General features: G+C 72.2%; 16 protein-coding genes. 13 read left to right on the forward strand and 3 right to left on the reverse strand.

Annotation, left to right across the window (positions count from 1 at the left end; genetic code table 11):
• Positions 1–388: 388 nt before the first annotated feature.
• Positions 389–2,209 carry a GAF domain-containing protein gene (locus ABGB16_RS15865; protein ID WP_347668818.1) on the forward strand — a complete coding sequence of 607 codons (1,821 nt, stop codon included), beginning with the start codon at positions 389–391 and terminating at the stop codon, positions 2,207–2,209.
• A gap of 521 nt (positions 2,210–2,730) precedes the next feature.
• Here ABGB16_RS15865 and ABGB16_RS15870 read toward each other — a convergent pair.
• The gene (locus tag ABGB16_RS15870; protein ID WP_347668819.1) at positions 2,731–3,402 is read right to left on the reverse strand and encodes a class I SAM-dependent methyltransferase; all 672 of its coding nucleotides are present in this window, start codon (positions 3,400–3,402) and stop codon (positions 2,731–2,733) included.
• Between the two features lie 28 nt (positions 3,403–3,430).
• On the reverse strand, positions 3,431–4,465 hold the full coding sequence (locus ABGB16_RS15875) for a LacI family DNA-binding transcriptional regulator (RefSeq protein ID WP_347668820.1): 1,035 nt from the start codon (positions 4,463–4,465) through the stop codon (positions 3,431–3,433).
• A 113-nt stretch (positions 4,466–4,578) separates the two neighbouring features.
• Between ABGB16_RS15875 and ABGB16_RS15880 the strand changes: the two genes are divergently transcribed.
• From ABGB16_RS15880 to ABGB16_RS15935, 12 genes are all read left to right on the forward strand, one after another.
• A complete protein-coding gene (locus ABGB16_RS15880) occupies positions 4,579–5,802 on the forward strand; it encodes an amino acid ABC transporter substrate-binding protein (protein WP_347668821.1) in 1,224 nt (407 codons plus the stop codon).
• A gap of 7 nt (positions 5,803–5,809) precedes the next feature.
• Positions 5,810–6,697 (forward strand): branched-chain amino acid ABC transporter permease, encoded by an 888-nt coding sequence (locus ABGB16_RS15885; RefSeq protein ID WP_347668822.1) that lies wholly within the window; start codon positions 5,810–5,812, stop codon positions 6,695–6,697.
• Positions 6,681–7,886, forward strand: a complete 1,206-nt coding sequence (locus tag ABGB16_RS15890) for a branched-chain amino acid ABC transporter permease (protein WP_347668823.1) — start codon at positions 6,681–6,683, stop codon at positions 7,884–7,886. Before ABGB16_RS15885 ends, ABGB16_RS15890 begins: the two co-directional genes overlap by 17 nt.
• Before the next feature lie 76 nt (positions 7,887–7,962).
• Complete coding sequence (locus ABGB16_RS15895) at positions 7,963–8,703, forward strand: ABC transporter ATP-binding protein (protein WP_347668824.1); 741 nt, start codon at positions 7,963–7,965, stop codon at positions 8,701–8,703.
• Positions 8,693–9,442 carry an ABC transporter ATP-binding protein gene (locus tag ABGB16_RS15900; protein ID WP_347668825.1) on the forward strand — a complete coding sequence of 250 codons (750 nt, stop codon included), beginning with the start codon at positions 8,693–8,695 and terminating at the stop codon, positions 9,440–9,442. Before ABGB16_RS15895 ends, ABGB16_RS15900 begins: the two co-directional genes overlap by 11 nt.
• Before the next feature lie 103 nt (positions 9,443–9,545).
• A complete protein-coding gene (locus tag ABGB16_RS15905) occupies positions 9,546–10,499 on the forward strand; it encodes a LamG-like jellyroll fold domain-containing protein (RefSeq protein ID WP_347668826.1) in 954 nt (317 codons plus the stop codon).
• Between the two features lie 37 nt (positions 10,500–10,536).
• Positions 10,537–12,633 (forward strand): PQQ-dependent sugar dehydrogenase, encoded by a 2,097-nt coding sequence (locus tag ABGB16_RS15910; RefSeq protein WP_347668827.1) that lies wholly within the window; start codon positions 10,537–10,539, stop codon positions 12,631–12,633.
• Between the two features lie 139 nt (positions 12,634–12,772).
• Positions 12,773–13,933, forward strand: coding sequence for a Gfo/Idh/MocA family oxidoreductase (locus tag ABGB16_RS15915; RefSeq protein ID WP_347668828.1), 1,161 nt, complete (start codon positions 12,773–12,775; stop codon positions 13,931–13,933).
• Positions 13,930–15,081: a dihydrodipicolinate synthase family protein gene (locus tag ABGB16_RS15920; RefSeq protein ID WP_347668829.1), complete on the forward strand. Its 1,152-nt coding sequence runs from the start codon at positions 13,930–13,932 to the stop codon at positions 15,079–15,081. The genes ABGB16_RS15915 and ABGB16_RS15920 overlap by 4 nt, the downstream gene beginning before the upstream one ends.
• Positions 15,078–15,881: a sugar phosphate isomerase/epimerase family protein gene (locus ABGB16_RS15925; protein WP_347668830.1), complete on the forward strand. Its 804-nt coding sequence runs from the start codon at positions 15,078–15,080 to the stop codon at positions 15,879–15,881. Before ABGB16_RS15920 ends, ABGB16_RS15925 begins: the two co-directional genes overlap by 4 nt.
• Before the next feature lie 167 nt (positions 15,882–16,048).
• Positions 16,049–16,885, forward strand: coding sequence for a transposase (locus ABGB16_RS15930; protein WP_347668831.1), 837 nt, complete (start codon positions 16,049–16,051; stop codon positions 16,883–16,885).
• On the forward strand, positions 16,882–17,406 hold the full coding sequence (locus tag ABGB16_RS15935) for an MFS transporter (RefSeq protein WP_347668832.1): 525 nt from the start codon (positions 16,882–16,884) through the stop codon (positions 17,404–17,406). The genes ABGB16_RS15930 and ABGB16_RS15935 overlap by 4 nt, the downstream gene beginning before the upstream one ends.
• 63 nt (positions 17,407–17,469) lie before the next feature.
• Here the strand turns inward: ABGB16_RS15935 and ABGB16_RS15940 are convergent, their stop codons facing one another.
• The gene (locus ABGB16_RS15940) at positions 17,470–18,696 is read right to left on the reverse strand and encodes a helix-turn-helix domain-containing protein (protein WP_347668863.1); all 1,227 of its coding nucleotides are present in this window, start codon (positions 18,694–18,696) and stop codon (positions 17,470–17,472) included.
• Positions 18,697–18,699: the final 3 nt, after the last annotated feature.

Here is an 18,699-nt window from a genome sequence, read left to right on the forward strand (position 1 = left end):
GGATGCCTGGATGTCATCGCCGGCGCGGAGGGGGTGGTCCGCGAAGATCCCTTCGTGAGCGAGAACCGGGCGGCGGTCGCCGGCCAGCTCCCGGTACCGCTCTTCGAGTGCCTCACGCTGACGAACGAGCTTGTGCCGGTGGGCAGCGGTTTCCCTGTCGCCCTGCCTCACTGCCCGCCACGTGTTCGGCATTTGTTCGCGGCTAGGTCCCGGGTCTCCATCGCGCCGGTGGAGAGGACGTGCACCTTCATATCGACCACTGCAACCTCCTTCACTCCTGTGGCGCTTCTCACTCTGGCCGACAATTTTGGCCGCGGATACGGCGCAGAGTGACATATGGCATCCTGTAGAGATGGCAGTAGGTGACACAGGTGGGTTCGGGGGACCGATGCACGTTTCCAGCGATGTTTCGACTGTCGTCGACGTCACGCCACCCCAGACGACCCGGTCGACGCCGGTGCTCACCCCTCCGTCGACGGATGACGTCCGCCGTGCGCTCCGCGAGTGCGCGGAGGACCTCACCAGCGTCCGGGACCGTGGAGTGGTACTGCAGGGAATCCTGCGTCGGGCCCGGACCCTCTTGGCTGCCGATATGGCATATCTCAGCGTCAACGACCTGGACCGCGGCGAGACATGCATCGAAGAGGGCGTCGGCGTGCAGACCGACGCCTTCCGCTCCATCCGCATGCCGCTCGGGACCGGAATCCTCGGAGCCGTCGCTGCGGGGAACAGACCCGTTCAGACCAGTGACTACCTCACGGACCCGAACATGAACCATCTGCCCGGTATCGACGCGATCGTCCGAGGCGAAGGGGTTCGTTCGATCCTCGGGGCGCCGATCCGGGTTGGCGGCCGGGTGGTGGCAGCGCTTCTCGTTGCGTGCCGACGGCCCTGCGAGTTCTCCGAACAGTCGGTCGCCGCCTTGGTTGACATCGCCGCACAGGCTGGTGTCGCCTTCGAACACCTGCGCATCCGGCGAGAGGTCACAGGGTTGCGGACAGCGTTGTCCCAGACCGTGTCGTCGACGGAGCGCCGCCAGCACGAACTGGAGTCACTGCTACTCCTCGACGACCGTCTCATGGCCGCCCTACGCGGCTCCAGCGCCCTGGTGAGCATCATCGACGTGCTCGGTGAGTTCCTCGGCGCACCGGTGAGCATTCATGATCCTGATGGCAATCACGTCGTCGGGCAGGTAATAGCAGCCGACGGGTGGCTGTGCACGCCGGAGCTGCGGACGTCGGTGACAATCTCCCATCGCGAACAGGGCGCAGTTCCCGTCAAAGTCGGTGGCATGCCATTGCTCGTCATGGCGGTATCCGCGGGCGAAGAACATCTCGCGACTCTCGTTGCGAAGGACGGGCGGGGTCGACGCGAGATCATCTCCCGCGCATCGGTTTTCGTGTCCACGGCCTACCTGTTCGAGCGGACGTTGGAGGCCTCGTTCAATCGAGAACAGTTCGAACTGATCGAACTGTTGATGAAGGTGCGCGAACGCACCGAGCCTGCGCTACAACTGCGACTACAATCTTACGGCTTCAACAAGGGTGAAGCTCTCGAAGTGCACGTGTGCGAAGGAACGGCTTCGGTGCAGCAGAGCTCGACGGTCGCGGCGATCAAGACCGCGACGGCCAGCACCCCCGCTGTTGTCGCCGTGCATGAAGGACATATCTGCGTGCTCTGCCCGGCCACCGAATCGCACAAACGAGGCACAACGATCGCGGATACGTTGAAAGCCGCAGGGCTTACCGTCCTGGTCGGCAGTGCGAAAGCGTCCGGCGTTGCCGCAGTGCGAGCCGCGCACGACGAGGCGTGCGCAGTGGTCTCGGCGATGCGAGCACTGGGCCGGTCTCACGGATCTTCCGACGTTATAGACCTCGGTCTGGCAGGAGCGATTTCGGGGGCGCGAGATCAAAAGTGGGTGGCCCGCCTGATCGACCGCTTCCTCGGTCCGCTCATCTCGTACGACCAGGATCGTCACACGCAGTTGTGTGAAACTGCATGGCATTACTTTGAGAACGGTGGACACCTGGCCCGGACGGCCGCGGCACTCCACGTCCACATGAGCACCGTGCGACAACGTATTGACCGTATCGACACCATCCTGGGTGAGAGTTGGCGCCGCGCACCCAGCAGCCTCGACACGCACCTCGCCCTCCGCCTGTGTCGACTCCGCGCCGGGGATGAAGGGATCGATTCTCGGTCGTATTGATATCGATGGTTCATGCGGTGGCACTGCCACGTCGACTGAAAGATGCACCTTCGCCAGAACTGAGGGGACCCGTTTGGTGGTCCCGTCGCTGTGCGGAAGCGCCATGAGTTTAGCAGTTCATCGCGCAGCCTGCCGTTGAACGACTCGATCCAGGTGTCCCCTGCACGATCTTCGACAAATGGCGCATGATCCCGATCATCACGAGCATCGAGAACCCGATGGCGGCACGGGTGACCGACGTGGTCGAGACACTGTTCTGATCGCCCGGCATCGAACGGCGGCTGAGGGGACTGTCTGACCAACGGTGTGCGGGTCCGGCCTGACCGAAAGGACAGGTCGGTATGACGACCAGCGCAACACCTGTGCCGGAGGCCACGTGTGACACGGTGCCGATCAGCGCGACGCGTGACGGCGAGGCCGTGATGCTCGATCCCGTGACTGGAGAACCGATCGACCAGAAGGTGCTCTGGATCAGGTGCGATAGGCGGCCGGGTTGCCGGCGGCCGGCGGGGCGGTGCCGGTCAGCGGATCGCGGCGACCACCCGGTCGTCGAACTCCTGCCAGACCACGTCCACCGCGCTGAAGCCGGCGTCGCGCAGGGCGGCGAGGTGGAACTCCAGCACGGACTCGGGGTGGTCCCGCCCGACCGTGGCGAACCGGCGCTCCCGCTCCGCCGAGACGGCGGCGAGCGCGGGCTCGGCGGCGGCGGCCTCCCAGAACTCCCGCCAGCCGCTCGCCATGTCCTCGCCGAAGGCCGCCACGGCGTGCCGTGCCCGGCGAGCCTCGGCGAGCTGCTGGAAGGCTCCCCGTTCCCGCCCGAACGGGATGTTGTCCGCGTTGAGCAGTACGCCGCCGGGGCGGATCAGCCGGGCCATGCGCCCGTACACGCCGGCGAGCGCGTCGGACGGCAGCCAGTGCAGGGCGGTGCTGCTGAGCACCGCGTCGACCCGCTCCTCGCCGAGTACGTCGGCCAGGTCGGGCCGGCTGACGTCCGCCTCGACGAAGCGCAGCCGGTCGCCCAGCGCGGTGGAGGCGCGCCGGCCGATCTCGACCAGCACCGGGTCCAGGTCCACGGCCACGCACCGGGCCTGCGGGAAGCGCCGCAGCAGCCGGTGGCTGAGCGAGCCGGGGCCGCTGGCCAGGTCCACGGCGACGAAGTCCGCGGGCAGCAGTTCGGCGAGCACGTCGAGCACGGCGTCGATCGGGTATCGGCGGCGTCACTCAGCGGCGCGGCGCGGGGCCGGTGGAGTCCCGTACCACCAGCTCGTGCCCGGTGGAGCGGCGCCGGGGACGCGTGACGCGGGGCTTGAGCGCTAGGGTGAGGGCCATCCGGCCCATGTCGGTCATCGGCAGCCGTACGGTGGTGAGGCTGGGCGCGAGGTCGGCGGCCACGGACACGTCGTCGAAGCCGGCGACCGAGATCCGCTCCGGCACGGGGATGCCCCGGGCGCGCAGCGCCGACAGCACGCCGATGGCCATCGCGTCGTTGAGCGCGACGATCGCCGTCGTCTCCGGGTGCTCGCGCAGGATCCGCTCCGCCGCCACCCGGCCCCCGTCCCGGGTGAAGTCGGAGTGGACCACCGGCAGGCCGTCCAGGGAGAGCCCGTGCTGGCGCAGTGCGGCGGACACCCCGGCGAGCCGGTCGACGACGGTGGTGAGCCCCGGGGTGCCCGCGGCGACCGCGATGCGGCGGTGCCCCAGCGCCAGCAGGTGCTCGGCGAGGGCCCGGCCGCCGGCCTCGTTGTCGGGCAGGACCGCGTCGACGCCGAGCGCGTGCCGCCCGATGACGGCGACGCGGCCGCCCTGGCTCTGGAACGTCGACAGCTCGGTCCGGGCGTCCGCCTCCATGCGCGCGTCGTCGTAGCCCGATCCGGCGATCAGGATGATCCCCACGCGCTGGGCGATGAGGTGGCGCAGCTGCCGCAGCTCGTGCTGCGGGTCGCGGCCGGAGTGGCAGATCTGCACCAGCAGCCCCTCCTCGGCGGCGACCTGGATGACGCCGCCCGCGATCTCGGAGAAGTACGGGTCGTCGACCTGGTGGACGACCAGCCCGACGGTGGGGCTCGCGCCGCCGGCCAGGGTGCGGGCGTAGGGGTTGGCCACGTATCCCAGCTCCCGCGCGATGTCCCGGACGCGGTTGGCCACCTCCTCGCTGACCCCGTCGCGGCCGGACAGGGCGCGCGAGGCTGTCGCCAGGGAGACGCCGGCTCGCTCAGCGACGTCGATCAGGCGCAACCGCGGGCCAGGCTTGGGCATTCGCAACTCCCCAGAAACATCGACGCAACTATTGCCGGTGACGCGAGGCACAGTTTAGTGTACGGAAGCGCTTTCGTAAGCGCTTCCGTCCCCCGGCGAAGGAGTGTTGCGGGATGACGACCCGTTACAGGCGAACGCGATTGATGACGGCCCTCGGCGTGACCGTGACGCTCGCGCTGGGCGCCTGCGGTGGTGACGGCGGCGATTCCGCCGCGAACGACGACCCGATCGTGGTCGGGATCTCGCTCCCGCTGACCGGCGACTTCTCCGAGCCGGGCAAGGGTGTGCAGCGGGGGTACGAGGCCTGGGCCAAGATCACCAACGACAAGGGAGGCCTGCTCGGCCGCAAGGTCGAGCTGAAGATCCTCGACGACCAGTCCAACGCGGACCGGGTGGTCGCGGACTACGAGCAGCTCATCGGGAAAGACGAGGTGGACCTGGTGGTCGGCCCGTTCTCGACCCGGCTCGTGGTGCCCGCCGCCCGCGTCGCCGAGGAGTACGGCATGCTCTTCGTCGAGCCGGCCGGCGCGGCGAGGGAGGTCTTCCAGCAGGGCTTCAAGAACCTGTTCTACGCGGCCCCGGCGGTGGCCGACGACCACTACAACTACCTGGCCGAGTACCTGCTGGCGCTGCCGGCGGACCAGCGGCCGAAGACCGCGGCGTACGCGGCCATGGACGACCCGTTCGCGCAGGGCACGGCGTACGGGCTGAAGGCGAAGCTGGAGGCGGCTGGCGTCCGTACGGTCGTCGACGAGGTGTACCCGCCGAACACCACCGACTTCGGCAGCATCGCCGCCAAGATCGCCACGGCGAAGGCCGACCTCGTGGTGGGCGGCTCGCAGTACCAGGACGGCGTGAACCTGATCGTCGCCCTCCAGCAGTTGCGGTACCAGCCGAAGCTCGCCGCGTTCTCCACCGCGCCGACGAACCCCGAGTTCGCCGCCGCGATCGGGAACAAGACGGAGGGGATCATCGCGCCGACCGGCTACACGCAGAAGGCGCCGTACCCCAGCAACGTCGAGTTCGTCGAGAAGTACACGGCGCAGTTCGGCTCGCCGCCGGAGGAGGACGAGGCCAACGCGTACACGACCGGCCAGGTCGTCGCGGCGGCCGTCGCCGCCGCGGGCTGCGCGGAGCAGGGCGAGTGCCAGAAGAAGCTCGTCGACTGGCTGCGGAAGAACACGGTGGAGACCGTCGTCGGCCCGCTGTCCTGGGACGAGACGGGCAAGCCGAAGGGCGCCCACATGATCCAGCAGTGGGTGGGCGGCGAGATCCAGATCGTGCTGCCCGCGGACGCCCGGGAGACGACGCTCGTGTACCCGAAGCCGGCCTGGTAGGCGCGTCATGCCGTCCGGTGCGCTGCTCCTGCAGAGCGTCATCCTGGGACTGCTGCTCGGCGGGCTCTACGCCCTGCTGGCCGCCGGCCTGACGCTGTACTTCGGCATCATGCGGGTCGTGATGATCGCCCACTCGGCGTTCCTCATCCTGGCCGCCTACCTCGCCTGGTGGTCCCACTCCCGGCTGGGGATCGACCCGCTGCTGTCCATGGTCGTCACCGTGCCGCTGTTCTTCGGCTGCGGCGTGGTGCTGCAACGGGCGCTCCTGGCCCGGCTGCGCCCCGCCACCCTCACGATGATGTCCGTGCTGCTGACGTTCGCCATCGCGGTCGGCGTCGAGGGGCTGCTCGGGTACGCCTTCACCGGCACCCAGCGGCGCATCCAGCTCGGCTACGGCTCGGCGAGCATCGGCTTCTTCGGCGCCCGGATCGCCGTGGTCAAGCTGATCGCGTTCGGCCTCGCCGCCGTCGCGCTGGCGACCCTCTACCTGCTGATGAAGAAGACGACGCTCGGCTGGGCGCTGCGCGCGACGATCCAGCACCGCGACGCCGCGCGGCTCGTCGGCATCGAGACCGAGAAGGTGGCCGGGTACGGCTTCGGCATCGGCCTGGCCACGGCGGCGGTGGGCGGCACGGCGCTCGCGCTCGACACCACCATCTACCCGTCGCTGCACTGGCACTGGATCGGCCCGCTGATGGCCATCATCGTGGTCGGTGGCCTCGGCAGTGTGCCGGGCGCGGCCATGGCCGCGATGGTGCTCGGCCTGCTGCAGAGCCTGCTGCAGATCCCGCTCGGCACGACGTGGGCCCAGACCGTCTTCTACCTCGCCCTGTTCGCCACGCTGGCGTTCCGGCCACAGGGATTCTTCGGAGGTCGCCTTGCCCAGCGCTTCTGACCCCACGGCGACGGCGCCGACCGCCGCGGTGGCGGCCGGCCCGGCGACCGCCGGACCGGCGGCCCCCGCCACCGCCCGCCGGCGGTACGGCCGGATCGCCCAAGCCGTCGCGGTGCTCCTGCTCGCGGCCGCGGTGCTGGCGTTCCCGTCCCTGGCGCCCAACCCCTACGTCCTGTCGGCCGGCATCGTCGTGCTGAACTACGCGGTGCTGTCGACGTCGTGGAACTTCGTCGGCGGGTTCACCGGCTACATCTCGCTCGGCCACGGCGCCCTCGCCGGCCTCGGCGGCTACGGCACGGCCCTGCTCGTCACGCGGGCCGGCCTGCCCAGCTTCGTGGCCCTCGTCGTCGCGGCGCTGCTGGTGGCCGTGCTGGCCGTGCCGATCGGCTTCGCGGCGCTGCGGGTACGCGGCGCCTCGTTCGTGATCGTCTCGATCGCGCTGGTGCTGATCCTGCTGCTGGTCTTCCAGAGCTGGGCGTCGGTCACCGGCGGGTCGCGGGGGCTGGTCGTGCCGCGCCCGTTCCCGGGGCTGCTGCGTCCCGAGCACCACCGCGTCTTCTGGTTCCTGTTCGCCGGGCTGCTGGGGCTCGCCCTGCTGGCCTGGTGGCTCGTCGACCGCTCGCGGTTCGGCCTCGGGCTCAAGGCGATCCGGGAGGACGAGGACAAGGCGGAGGCGCTGGGCACGCCGACGTTCGCGTACAAGCTGGTGGTGTTCGTGGTGTCGGCGGCCTTCACCGCCCTGGCCGGCGGGCTCTACGCCCTCTGGTTCGGTGACCTCGACCCGGTCTTCCAGTTCTCGATCCTGACCGGCTCCTACATGGTGCTGATGGCCCTGCTCGGCGGCGTCCGGCACCTGTTCGGCCCGCTGGTCGGCGCCGTGGTCGTCGGGGTCGCGCTGGAGTATTTCAAGGTGGAGTTCGGCAACACGCCCCTGCACCTGGTGGCCACCGGCGTGCTGCTCGCCCTCGTGGTGCTGTTCCTGCCCGACGGCGTCCTGCCGGCGGTCGGCGCGCTGGCCGACCGGCTGTTCCGGCCGGCGCAGAGTTCCATCCGGGAGGTCACCGCCGCGCAGCTGCGCGACGAGCGCGCCGCCGCGGCGGCGGCATCGCGAGCCGCGGCGGACGGCCCGGGCGCGCCGGCCGCGGCCGCGGTCAGTGGCCGTCCCCAGTCTACGGAGGGTCGGGCATGAGCGAGCGCAGCGAGCGAATCATCGGGCTCAGTGCCGTGGTGGCTCATGACGGCGCGGAGCGAAGCGGAGGGCCGGCATGAGCGAGGTGAGAGGACTGGCCACCGAGGGCCTGACCAAGGCGTTCGGCGGTGTGGTGGCGCTCGACGGCGCCACGGTGACGTTCCGGCACGGCCAGGTCAACGCTCTGATCGGGCCCAACGGCTCGGGCAAGACGACGTTCTTCAACTGCGTCACCGGGATGATCCGGCCCGACGGCGGGCGGACCACGTACCGGGGGCGGGACATCACCCGCAAGCCGGCCCACGCCATCGCCCGCGTCGGTCTGGGCCGCACCTTCCAGCTGTGCCGGGTGTTCCCCCGGATGTCCGCGCTCGACAACGTGCTCGCCGCGGTCCGCCCGGCCGGCCTCGCCGGCCAGTTGCGGGGCGCACGCGCCCGCGCCGAGGTCGACCGGGCCCGGGGCTGGCTCACCCGGCTCGGCATCGAGCACCTCACCGACGTCGAGGCGCGCAACATGTCGTGGGGCCAGCAGAAGCTGCTGGAGCTGGCCGGGGTGCTGATGAGCGACCCGGAGACGGTCCTGCTCGACGAGCCGGCCGGCGGCGTCAACCCGGCGCTGCTCGACCGGATCGGCGCCCTGGTGCGCGAGCTGAACGCCGAGGGGAGGACCTTCGTGATCGTGGAACACAACATGGACCTGGTGATGAGCGTGAGCGACCACATCGTGGTGTTCGACCGCGGACGGCCGATCGCCGAGGGACCGCCGTCGCTCATCCGTTCCGACGAACGCGTGTTGGGGGCCTACCTTGGCGTCTGAGATCGAACTCGTCGACGTCCAGGCCGGGTACGGGCGCGCCGCGCCGGTGCTGCGCGGCCTCACCGTCTCCGTGCCCGCCGGCTCGATCGTCTGCCTCGTCGGGCCCAACGGCGCCGGCAAGTCGACCGTCCTGAAGGTGGCCAGCGGGCTGCTCAAGCCGCGCTCCGGCCGGATCCTCGTCGGCGGCGTGGACGTCACCGGCGCCGGCCCGCAGCGGATGCTCGCCGCCGGCGTGACGCACGTCCTGCAGGGCCACAGCGTCTTCCGCGAGATGACCGTGGCCGAGAACGTGCTGCTCGGCGGCTACACGCTGAAGGACAAGCGGCTGATCGCCGAGCGGACCGAGTTCGTCCGCGAGGTGTTCCCGGTGGTCGCGCAGCGTTGGAACTCCCTCGCCGGGCTGCTCTCCGGCGGCCAGCAGAAGCAGGTGGAGTTCGCCCGGTCGCTCATGGTCAACCCCAAGGTCGTGCTGCTCGACGAGCCGTCCATGGGGCTGGACCCGAAGGCCACGACCACCGTCTTCGAGCAGGTCGTGCGGATGCGCGACGCCGGCACGGCCGTCCTGCTCGTGGAGCAGAACGCCCGGCGGGCGCTGGAGACGGCCGACCTCGGGTGCGTGCTCGACCTCGGGCGCGTGCACATCTCCGGGCCGGCCGGCGACCTGCTGGCCGACCCCCAGCTCGGGGAGCTCTACCTCGGCGGCCGGCCGGCCGAGCCGCCGGTCACCACCAAGCGGTAGCCCACCCCGCGTGCAGCGGCGCGCGGGGACGGGTGCAGGTACGTAAGCGCTTACGGAAGCGGTTGCGTAACCCGACGTGGACACGACGAAAGAGGTGTACGCGATGACCAGAGCAAGACGGGCCGCCGTCCTGACCGCCGCCCTGCTGGCGGTGGGCCTGGCGGCCGGCGCCGCGGTGCCACCCGCGCAGGCGGATCCCGACCACCCCCGGGTGCACCCGGCCCTGCGACCCCACCTGGTCGCCTTCTACGACTTCGACCACCCCGTCGAGGGCGACCCCGCCCTCGAACGCGACCAGGGCCGCTCCGGCACCGAGATCGAACTGGTCAACGGCGGCGCCGCGATGCGCGTACCGGACCACGCGTACCCGGGCAGCGGCGACGCGCTGCAGACCCGGCAGATCAACCCGGCCACGGCCGGCAACGACGACTGGAAGGCCGGCACCTGGTCGGCCAGCGGCGTACGCACCCTGCGGGCGTTCGCCGGGACCGGCGGTACGACGGTGATGGGCTGGTTCAAGCGGGAGATGGACGGTCCGCTGCCCAACTCCACGACGACCAACCCCGACGACCGGTACAACGCGATCGGGCTGGCCGGGGTGCTCACCGGCGACTCCGACGGGCACGGCGTGCGGGCGTTGCTCGAACTGATCGACGTCAACGGCGAGCTGCGCCTGGTCGCGCTCGGCCGGCGGCTCGACGGGGGCAACTCGCAGACGTTCGCCGCCGCCGAGGACTGGCGCACCCTGCTGCCGAAGGGGGAGTGGGTGCACCTCGCCGCCACCTTCGACTTCGCCACGGGCGCCATGGCGTTGTACCGCGACGGCCAGCCCGTGCCCGGCTTCTACACCCGCGACGACGACCCGTGGCGTGTGTCCGGGCCCGGCCCGCACGTCACCACCGCCTCCGACCCCCGCGGCATCAAGATCGGCGGGAGCTTCCCGCAGGACACCCTGGAGCGCAACCCCTGCGACTGCCGCATGGACGGCCTGATGTTCCTCGACACCACCCTCCCTGCGGACGACGTCGCGAAGCAGTACCACCATATGGCTCGCTGAGCATCCTCGGCACCGTCCTACCGAGAAGGAGAACCGCGTGCGCACACCGACGACCCGCCGGGCCCGCCGGCCCGTGCTGACAGCCGGGCTCACAGCCGCCACCCTCGTCCTGTCCACCCTGGGCGCCGCGCCCGTCCGGGCCGTCGACGCCGTCTACGATCCCGTGCCCGACATGCCCACCCAGTCCCGGCTCGGGCTGGTGCTGACCCAGTACGCCAGCTTCCCGCAGTCGACGCCCACCCCGGCGCCGGTCGACCAGCGGCTCATGCGGACCGCCCGGATCAACACGATCATGGAGCTGCCCGACGGCTCCGGCCGCCGGGCCGTGCCGGACCTGAACGGCAACCTCTACCTCGTCGAGGACGGCGTGCCGCACGTCTACCTCGACGTGGCCGCGACCTTCGCGCCGCAGTTCTTCTCCGGCCGGGGCCTCGGCCAGGGCTTCGGCTACGTCGCGTTCCACCCCGAGTTCGGCAGCAACGGGCGCTTCTACACCCTGCACACCGAGCAGGCGTCGGCGACCACGAAGGTGCCCGACTACGCCCAGTCCGGCACCATCTACCACGGCGTCGTCACCGAGTGGACCGCCTCCGACCCGGCCGCGGACACCTTCGCCGGCACCCGCCGCGAGGTCCTGCGCATCGGCTTCGGCGGCCAGATCCACGGCGTCCAGGAGATCAACTTCAACCCCACGGCGAAGCCGGACGACGCCGACTACGGCCTGCTGTACCTGGCCGTGGGCGACGGCGGCCTGGGCGTGCGCAACGGCGACCCGCAGAACCTGGGCATGCCGCACGGCAAGCTGCTGCGCATCGACCCCCGCGGCACCGACTCCGCCAACGGCCGGTACGGCGTCCCGCCGTCGAACCCGTTCGTCGGCCGGGACGGCGCGCTCGGCGAGATCTACGCCGTCGGCTTCCGCGACCCGCACCGGTTCAGCTGGGACCGGGCCACCGGCCGGATGTACCTCGGCCACATCGGCGAGCACGCCGTCGAGGCGATCTACGAGGTCCGCGCCGGCGACAACTTCGGCTGGAGCGAGCGCGAGGGGTCGTACGTCTTCGACAAGACGGCCACCAAGGCCTGCGACAAGCTGCTGCCGCTGCCCGCCGACGACGAGCGGTACGGCTACACGTACCCCGTCGCCGCGTACGACCACGACCCCGCGCCCGGCTGGAACTGCACCTCCGACGTGGGCGTCGCGGTGGCCGGCGGCTTCGTCTACCGGGGACACGACCTGCCCGCCCTGCACGGCAAGTACGTCTTCGGCGACCTCGTCGACGGGCGCGTCCTCTACACCGAGGCGAACGAGATGCGCCGGGGCACCGGCCTCGCCCCGATGCACCGGCTCGCCCTGTTCGACGCCGCCGGCAACGCGGTGCGGATGCAGGACCTCTCCGGCCCCGGCGCGCCCGGCGACCCGAAGCGGGTCGACCTGCGCTTCGGCACCGACGCCGCGGGCGAGCTGTACCTGCTGGCCAAGGCCAACGGGAAGGTCTGGAAGGTCACCGGCACCCGGGTCTTCGCCGACGGCGACGTCGGCCACACGAAGCTGCGCGCCGACGGCGGGGCGGCCGACTGGGCCCCGGTGACGCCGGCGAAGTGGCAGTTCGACCGCCACGAGGTCGTCCTGGCCGAGGCCGGGGTCAGCCGGCCCGGCCCCCGCCGGCCCAACGAGTACGCCGTCCTGAGCGCCGGCCCGGCCTGGTCGTCGATGGAGGTCGAGGCGCGGGTACGGCTCGACACGCCCGTGGAGGTCAGCAACCGGGACGTGATCATCGTCTTCGGCTGGCGCTCGGACACGGAGTTCTACTACGCCCACCTGTCCACCGACAACACGATCTACCCGCACAACGGCATCTTCAAAGTGAACAACGCCGACCGGGAGCGCATCGACCACCAGTGGAACGGCCGCTCCCGCGGCGCGAACCCGGCGGTCACCGACGCCGACTGGCACAAGGTGCGCGTCGTCCACCTGCCGGCCACCGGGGAGATCGCCGTGTACGTCGACGGCAGCAGGGACCCGCTGATGACCGCGAAGGACACCACGTTCGGCTCCGGGCGGGTCGGCTTCGGCTCCTTCGACAACGTCGGGCGGCTGTGTCACCTCACGGTGACCGGCACGCCGGCCTGATCGGCCCGGCGGGGTACGGCGGCACCGGCGCCGCCGTACCCCGCCGGCAGTCGGCACCCGGGACGACCGGGACGAGTTCGCGGCGCCCGGGGAGGCAGTACCGGGCGCCGGAGGAAACCGCTACCTGGAGGGTTGGGCGATGACGGCACGGATCCCGATCGGGATCGTTCTCAACGGCGTGACCGGGCGGATGGGCTACCGGCAGCATCTGGTGCGGTCCCTGCTGGCGATCCGCGAGCAGGGCGGCGTCCCGCTGCGCGACGGCGGCCGGCTCTGGCCGGAACTCGTGCTGGTGGGCCGCAACGAGGCCAAGCTGCGCGAGGTAGCGGACCGGCACGGGCTGACCGAGTGGATGACCGATCTCGGCGTGGCGCTCGCCCGCCCGGACACCTCGATCTACTTCGACGCCCAGGTCACCAGCGAGCGGGAGAAGGCGATCCGGCAGGCGATCGACGCGGGCAAGCACATCTACACCGAGAAGCCCACCGCGACCACGCTGTCCGGCGCGGTCGAGCTGGCCCGCGCCGCCGACGCCGCCGGCGTCCGGCACGGCGTGGTGCAGGACAAGCTGTTCCTGCCGGGCCTGCGCAAGCTGGACCGGCTGGTGCGGGGCGGCTTCTTCGGCCGCATCCTGTCGGTGCGTGGCGAGTTCGGCTACTGGGTGTTCGAGGGCGACTGGCAGCCGGCCCAGCGGCCGAGCTGGAACTACCGGGCCGCCGACGGCGGCGGCATCGTCGTCGACATGTTCCCGCACTGGCACTACGTGCTGGAGCAGATCTTCGCGCCGGTGCGGGCGGTCACCGCGCACGTCACCACCCACGTCCCGCGCCGCTGGGACGAGGGCGGCCAACCCTACGACGCGACCGCCGACGACGCCGCGTACGCCATCTTCGAGCTCGACGGCGGCGTCGTCGCACAGATCAACTCCTCGTGGGCGGTGCGGGTCAACCGGGACGAGCTGGTCGAGTTCCAGGTCGACGGCACCGACGGCAGCGCGGTCGCCGGCCTGCGCCGCTGCCGCGTCCAGCACCGCGCCGGCACCCCCAAGCCGGTCTGGAACCCCGACCTGCCCTCCGGCGACGACTTCCGCGCCCAGTGGCAGGAGGTGCCGGACAACGAGGAGTTCGACAACGGGTTCAAGGCGCAGTGGGAGATGTTCCTGCGGCACGTCGCCGAGGACGCCCCGTACACCTGGGACCTGTGGGCCGGCGCGCGCGGCGTGCAGCTCGCCGAACTGGGGCTGCAATCGGCGCGCGAGGGCCGGCGCGTGGAGATCCCGGAACTCGGGGGCGGCGCGTGAACACCAGGGTCGCCCTGCCCGACGGGGTCCTCGCCCTCTCCGGCCGGGGCCGCGAGCACGCCACCCCCGGCGCCCGGTTCACCAGCCGCGTCGCGTACGCCGCCGCGCACGTCGTCGCCGACCCGCGCGCCGAGAACGTCCCCGGCGCGCCGGCCGTCCTGGACTGGGACGCCACGCTCGCGTTCCGCCGGCACCTGTGGTCGTACGGGTTCGGCGTCGCCGAGGCCATGGACACCGCCCAGCGTGGCATGGGCCTGGACCACGCCACCGCACGGGAGCTGATCCGGCGCTCGGCGGAGGCCGCCCGGGCCGAGGGCGGCGCGATCTGCGCGGGCGTCGCCACCGACCAGCTGCCGCCCGGCCCGGTCACCCTCGACGAGATCCGCAAGGCGTACGCCGAGCAGCTCGCCGACGTGCAGGACGCCGGCGCCCGGCCCGTGCTCATGTGCAGCCGCCACCTCGCCGCGGCGGCCCGCTCGGCCGACGACTACCTCGACGTCTACGGCCGCCTGCTCGACGAGGCGGACCAGCCCGTCGTGCTGCACTGGCTGGGCCCGGCGTTCGACCCGGCGCTGGCCGGCTACTGGGGCCACGCCGACCCGGCGCGGGCCGCCGACACGGTGGTCGCCCTGATCGCCGCGCACGCCGGCCGGGTCGACGGGATCAAGCTGTCGCTGCTCGACGAGGACTTCGAGGTCGCGCTGCGCCGCCGGCTGCCCGCCGGGGTGCGGCTCTACACCGGCGACGACTTCAACTACCCGGTCCTGATCCGCGGCGACGCCGACGGCCACTCCGACGCGCTGCTCGGCGTCCTGGCCGCCATCGCGCCGCCCGCCGCGGCGGCGCTGCGGGCGCTCGACGGCGGCGACGCGGCGGCGTACGACGGGCTGCTCGCGCCGACGCTGCCGCTGGCCCGGCACCTGTTCGCCGCGCCGACCTTCTACTACAAGACGGGCATCGTGTTCCTGGCCTGGCTCGCCGGCCACCAGGACCACTTCACGATGGTCGGTGGCCTGCAGTCCGGGCGTTCGCCGGTGCACCTGGCGCGGCTGCTCCGGCTCGCCGACGCGGCCGGCCTGCTGCCCGACGCCGAGCTGGCCGCCCACCGGGCGCGGGTGTACCTGGCCACGGCGGGGGTCGCGCAGTGAACCGGTTCGCGCTCAACTCGGCCACCACCCGCCGCTGGCCGCTGCCGGACCTGCTCGCCGGCTGCGCCGACGCCGGGGTGGCCAACGTCGGGCTGTGGCGGGAGGACCTGGCGCCGTGCGGCGTCGAGCGGGCCGCCGCGCTGGTGCGCGACCACGGCCTCACCGTCACCTCGCTGTGCCGGGGCGGCTTCTTCGCCGAGCCCGGCTGGTACGACGAGAACCGCCGCGCGATCGACGAGGCGGCCGCGATCGGCGCCCCCGCGCTGGTGCTGGTGTCCGGCGGCCTGCCGCCGGGCAGCCGGGACGTCGACGCCGCCCGGGCCCACGTCGGGGAGGCGATCGGCGCGCTCGTGCCGCACGCGCTCGCCGCCGGGGTGCGGCTGGCGATCGAGCCGCTGCACCCGATGTTCTGCGCCGACCGGTGCGTGGTCGCCACCCTCGGCCAGGCGCTGGACCTGGCGCGGCCGTACCCGCCGGAGGCGGTCGGCGTCGTGGTGGACACGTACCACCTGTGGTGGGACGACCAGGTGTGGGCGCAGCTCGCGCGCGCCGGGCGCGAGGACCGCATCGCCTGCTTCCAGGTCGCCGACTGGGTGACGCCGCTGCCGGCCGGGGTGCTGCTCGGCCGCGGGCTGCCCGGCGCCGGCTGCGTCGAGCTGCGCCGCTTCCGGGAGGCGGTGGACGCCGCCGGGTACACCGGCCCGATCGAGGTGGAGGTCTTCGCCGAGGAGGTGTGGTCCCGCCCGGGCCGCGAGGTGCTGGACGAGACCATCGCCGGCTACCTCGCGCACGTGGCCTGACGGGTCCCGCGTGGTGGTGGTCGCCGGGCGGGGCGGCCACCACCCGGGCCCGCGAGGGCCGACCGGTAGCCTCGGCCCGTGACGGTCGCCACCGGTGCACCGGGCGCGTCCGCCTCGGCGCGGCGCGACCGGCGCTTTCCCGTGTTCTGGTCCGCGCAGATGTCGGCGTGGTCCGGTTCCGCTGGTCCGGGCCGATCCCCGGCGTCGGCCGTGAACCCGGCCGCACCACCGGTGCCCGGCTCGTCAAGGACGCGCTCGGCTGGCACCTCGTGTTCCGTACCGAAGTGGAGGTGGGGACACCAGCGCAGCACCAGGGGCCCGCCGTCGGGATCGACCGGGGCGTCAACGTCGCCCTGGCCCTGTCCGACGGCAACGACCAGCACCACGGACCGTGGTTGCGGCCGAAGGAGGCCGAACGGCTGCTGCGGCTGGAACGCAAGGCCGCCCGGCAGAAGCGGGCCCGCAATCCGTTCGAGCGTACGTCGAAGCGTCTGCACCGCACCTACGACCAGATCGCAGGGTTACGCGCGAGAGCCAAGCGCCGCCGCTACGACTGGCAGCACCAAACCACCACGACTATCGCCGAGAGGTACGGCATCGTGGCGGTGGAAGAACTGCGGGTGAAAAACATGACCCGCTCTGCGAGAGGCACCATCGCCGAGCCGGGCCGCAACGTGCGGCAGAAGGCCGGGCTGAACCGGGTCATGCTCGACGAGGCCCACGCACGCACCGTTGAACTGCTGGCGTACAAGCTGGCCGAGCGGGGCGGGCAACTGCTGAAAGTGCCAGCAGCGTACACGTCGCAAACGTGCTCAACCTGCGGGCACCGTGACCCCCGCTCCCGTAACGGCGTCGCGTTCACCTGTACTTCGTGCAGGCACCTCGACCACGCCGATACCAACGCGGCCCTGAACATTCTCAACGCGGCCGGGCTTGGTCGTGTACGGACGTGGAGCCCGGCACCTGTGGGCTGCGAAGCGTCAACCACCCGGCGTGCCTCATGAGCGCCGCCAGGAATCTGCCCTCTTCAGGGGGCAGAGGAAGTCAACACCTCAAGCACGATCTCGGGCAACCCGACGGCACCGTGGGCCTGGTGCTCACGGCCGGCGCGGCGGGGACGGTGACCGGCTCCCTGCTCGTCGCGCCGCTGCGCCGCCGGTTCGGCTTCGGGGCGTGCTGGATCGGCTCGGTGGCGCTGGCCGGCGTCGCCGTCGCCACCCTGGCGCTGACCGGCCGGCCCACCGAGGTCGGCGCGCTGGTGGTGGTCTGGTTCTGCTGCGTGAGCGTGGGCGGCATCTGCTCGCTGTCGCTGCGCCAGGAGGTGACGCCGGAGCACCTGCTCGGGCGCGTCACCGCGGCGTTCTGGACGATCCACTTCTCGCTCGGCGGCCTCGGCGCGGCGGCGTTCACCTGGCTGGCCCAGGGGCACGGCGCCACGGTGGCGTTCGCGCTGGCCGGAGCGGGCTGCCTGGCCGTCGCCCTCGCCGCCCTGTTCACGGCCGTCCGCCACCCCGCCCCTGCCTGACCCGCCCCGCGCCCCGCCCCCGCCCCCGCGATCTTGCACTTTCTGCCCGGCCGGGTGGCGGGGTCAGGCAGGGGCCGGTCCGGGGAGGACCGCCAGGGCGAGGGTCAGGTCGAGCACCGTCGCCGGGTCGTGCAGCCGGTCGCCGTACAGCTCCCGCACCTTGGCCATCCGGTACCGGACCGTCTGCGGGTGCACGAACAGGTCCGCCGCCACGTCGTCGCGGCGTCCCTGATGCAGCAGCCAGGAGCGCAGGGTCTCGGCCAGCCGGTGGGCGGTGGCCGGCGGCAGCGACGACAGCGGCCGCAGCACCTGCGCGCGCAGGTCGGCCAGGGCGTCGGGGTCCATGCTCAGCAGCAGCCGCGCGAGGTGCTGCTCGGTGTCCAACGGCGCGTCCGGGTCACCGCGGCGCAGCCCCAGCGGCAGCGCCCGGGCCGCCCGCTCGTACGAGGCGGCCACCCGGTGCCACGGCCGGGCCGGCCCCAGCACCGCCCGGTGCCCGTGCAGCACCCGGACGAGCTGCCGCCGCCGGCCGCCGTGCATGTCCGGCACCAGCAGCACGGCCAGCTCCTCGGCCGGGTCCACCCCCGGCATGTCCTCCCCGCTCTCCAGCGTCTGCGGGCTCAGCGCCGCCAGCACGGCCCGCAGGTTGCTGCGGGGCAGCAGCACCACGGTCAACGTCTGCGGCGGGGGCCAGTCCGCCCGCTCGGCGCTGCGGCGCAGCACCTCCTCGGACTCGCCGGCCAGCAGCTGCTTGGTGAGCCGCTCCAGGTACCGTTGGCGGGCGCGGCCCGCGCTGGCCAGCTCGTCGGCGTGCCCCGCCACGCTGGCCGCGGACAGCTCGTCGATGTAGGCGAACATCAGCTCGGCGAACTCGGCGACCGTCCCGGCGGCGAGCCCGCTGCGCACGGTCGTGGCCGAGACCTCCCGCCACGCCACCCGCGCTCCCACCCGGTACGCCGCGAGCAGCGCGTCCATGCTGCGGCCGGAGCGGGCCTCGCCGCTGCCCAGGGCGTATGCGGCCTCCAGCGCGGGGGTGAGCGGGGTGCCCGGGTCGGACCCCTGGGGACGCTCGAGGAGCTGGAGGAACGTGCCCAGCGCGATCCGTACCGCGTTTTCGATCTTGTCCCGCATCTGCCCGGTGAGGGTGCCGGAGTAGGCGGGCACCTCGGCGGTGATCGCGGTGACCGTGCGCTCGGCGACCACGGGCAGCGCGGCGCGGAGTCCGGTTGCGGTCCGCTCGTCCAGTTCGAGGTGGGCGGCCCGGCGGGTGGCGCCCGAGCGATCCGTGATCAA

Origin of the sequence: Micromonospora sp. B11E3, assembly GCF_039871625.1 — a bacterium.
Taxonomy (GTDB): Bacteria; Actinomycetota; Actinomycetes; order Mycobacteriales; family Micromonosporaceae; genus Micromonospora.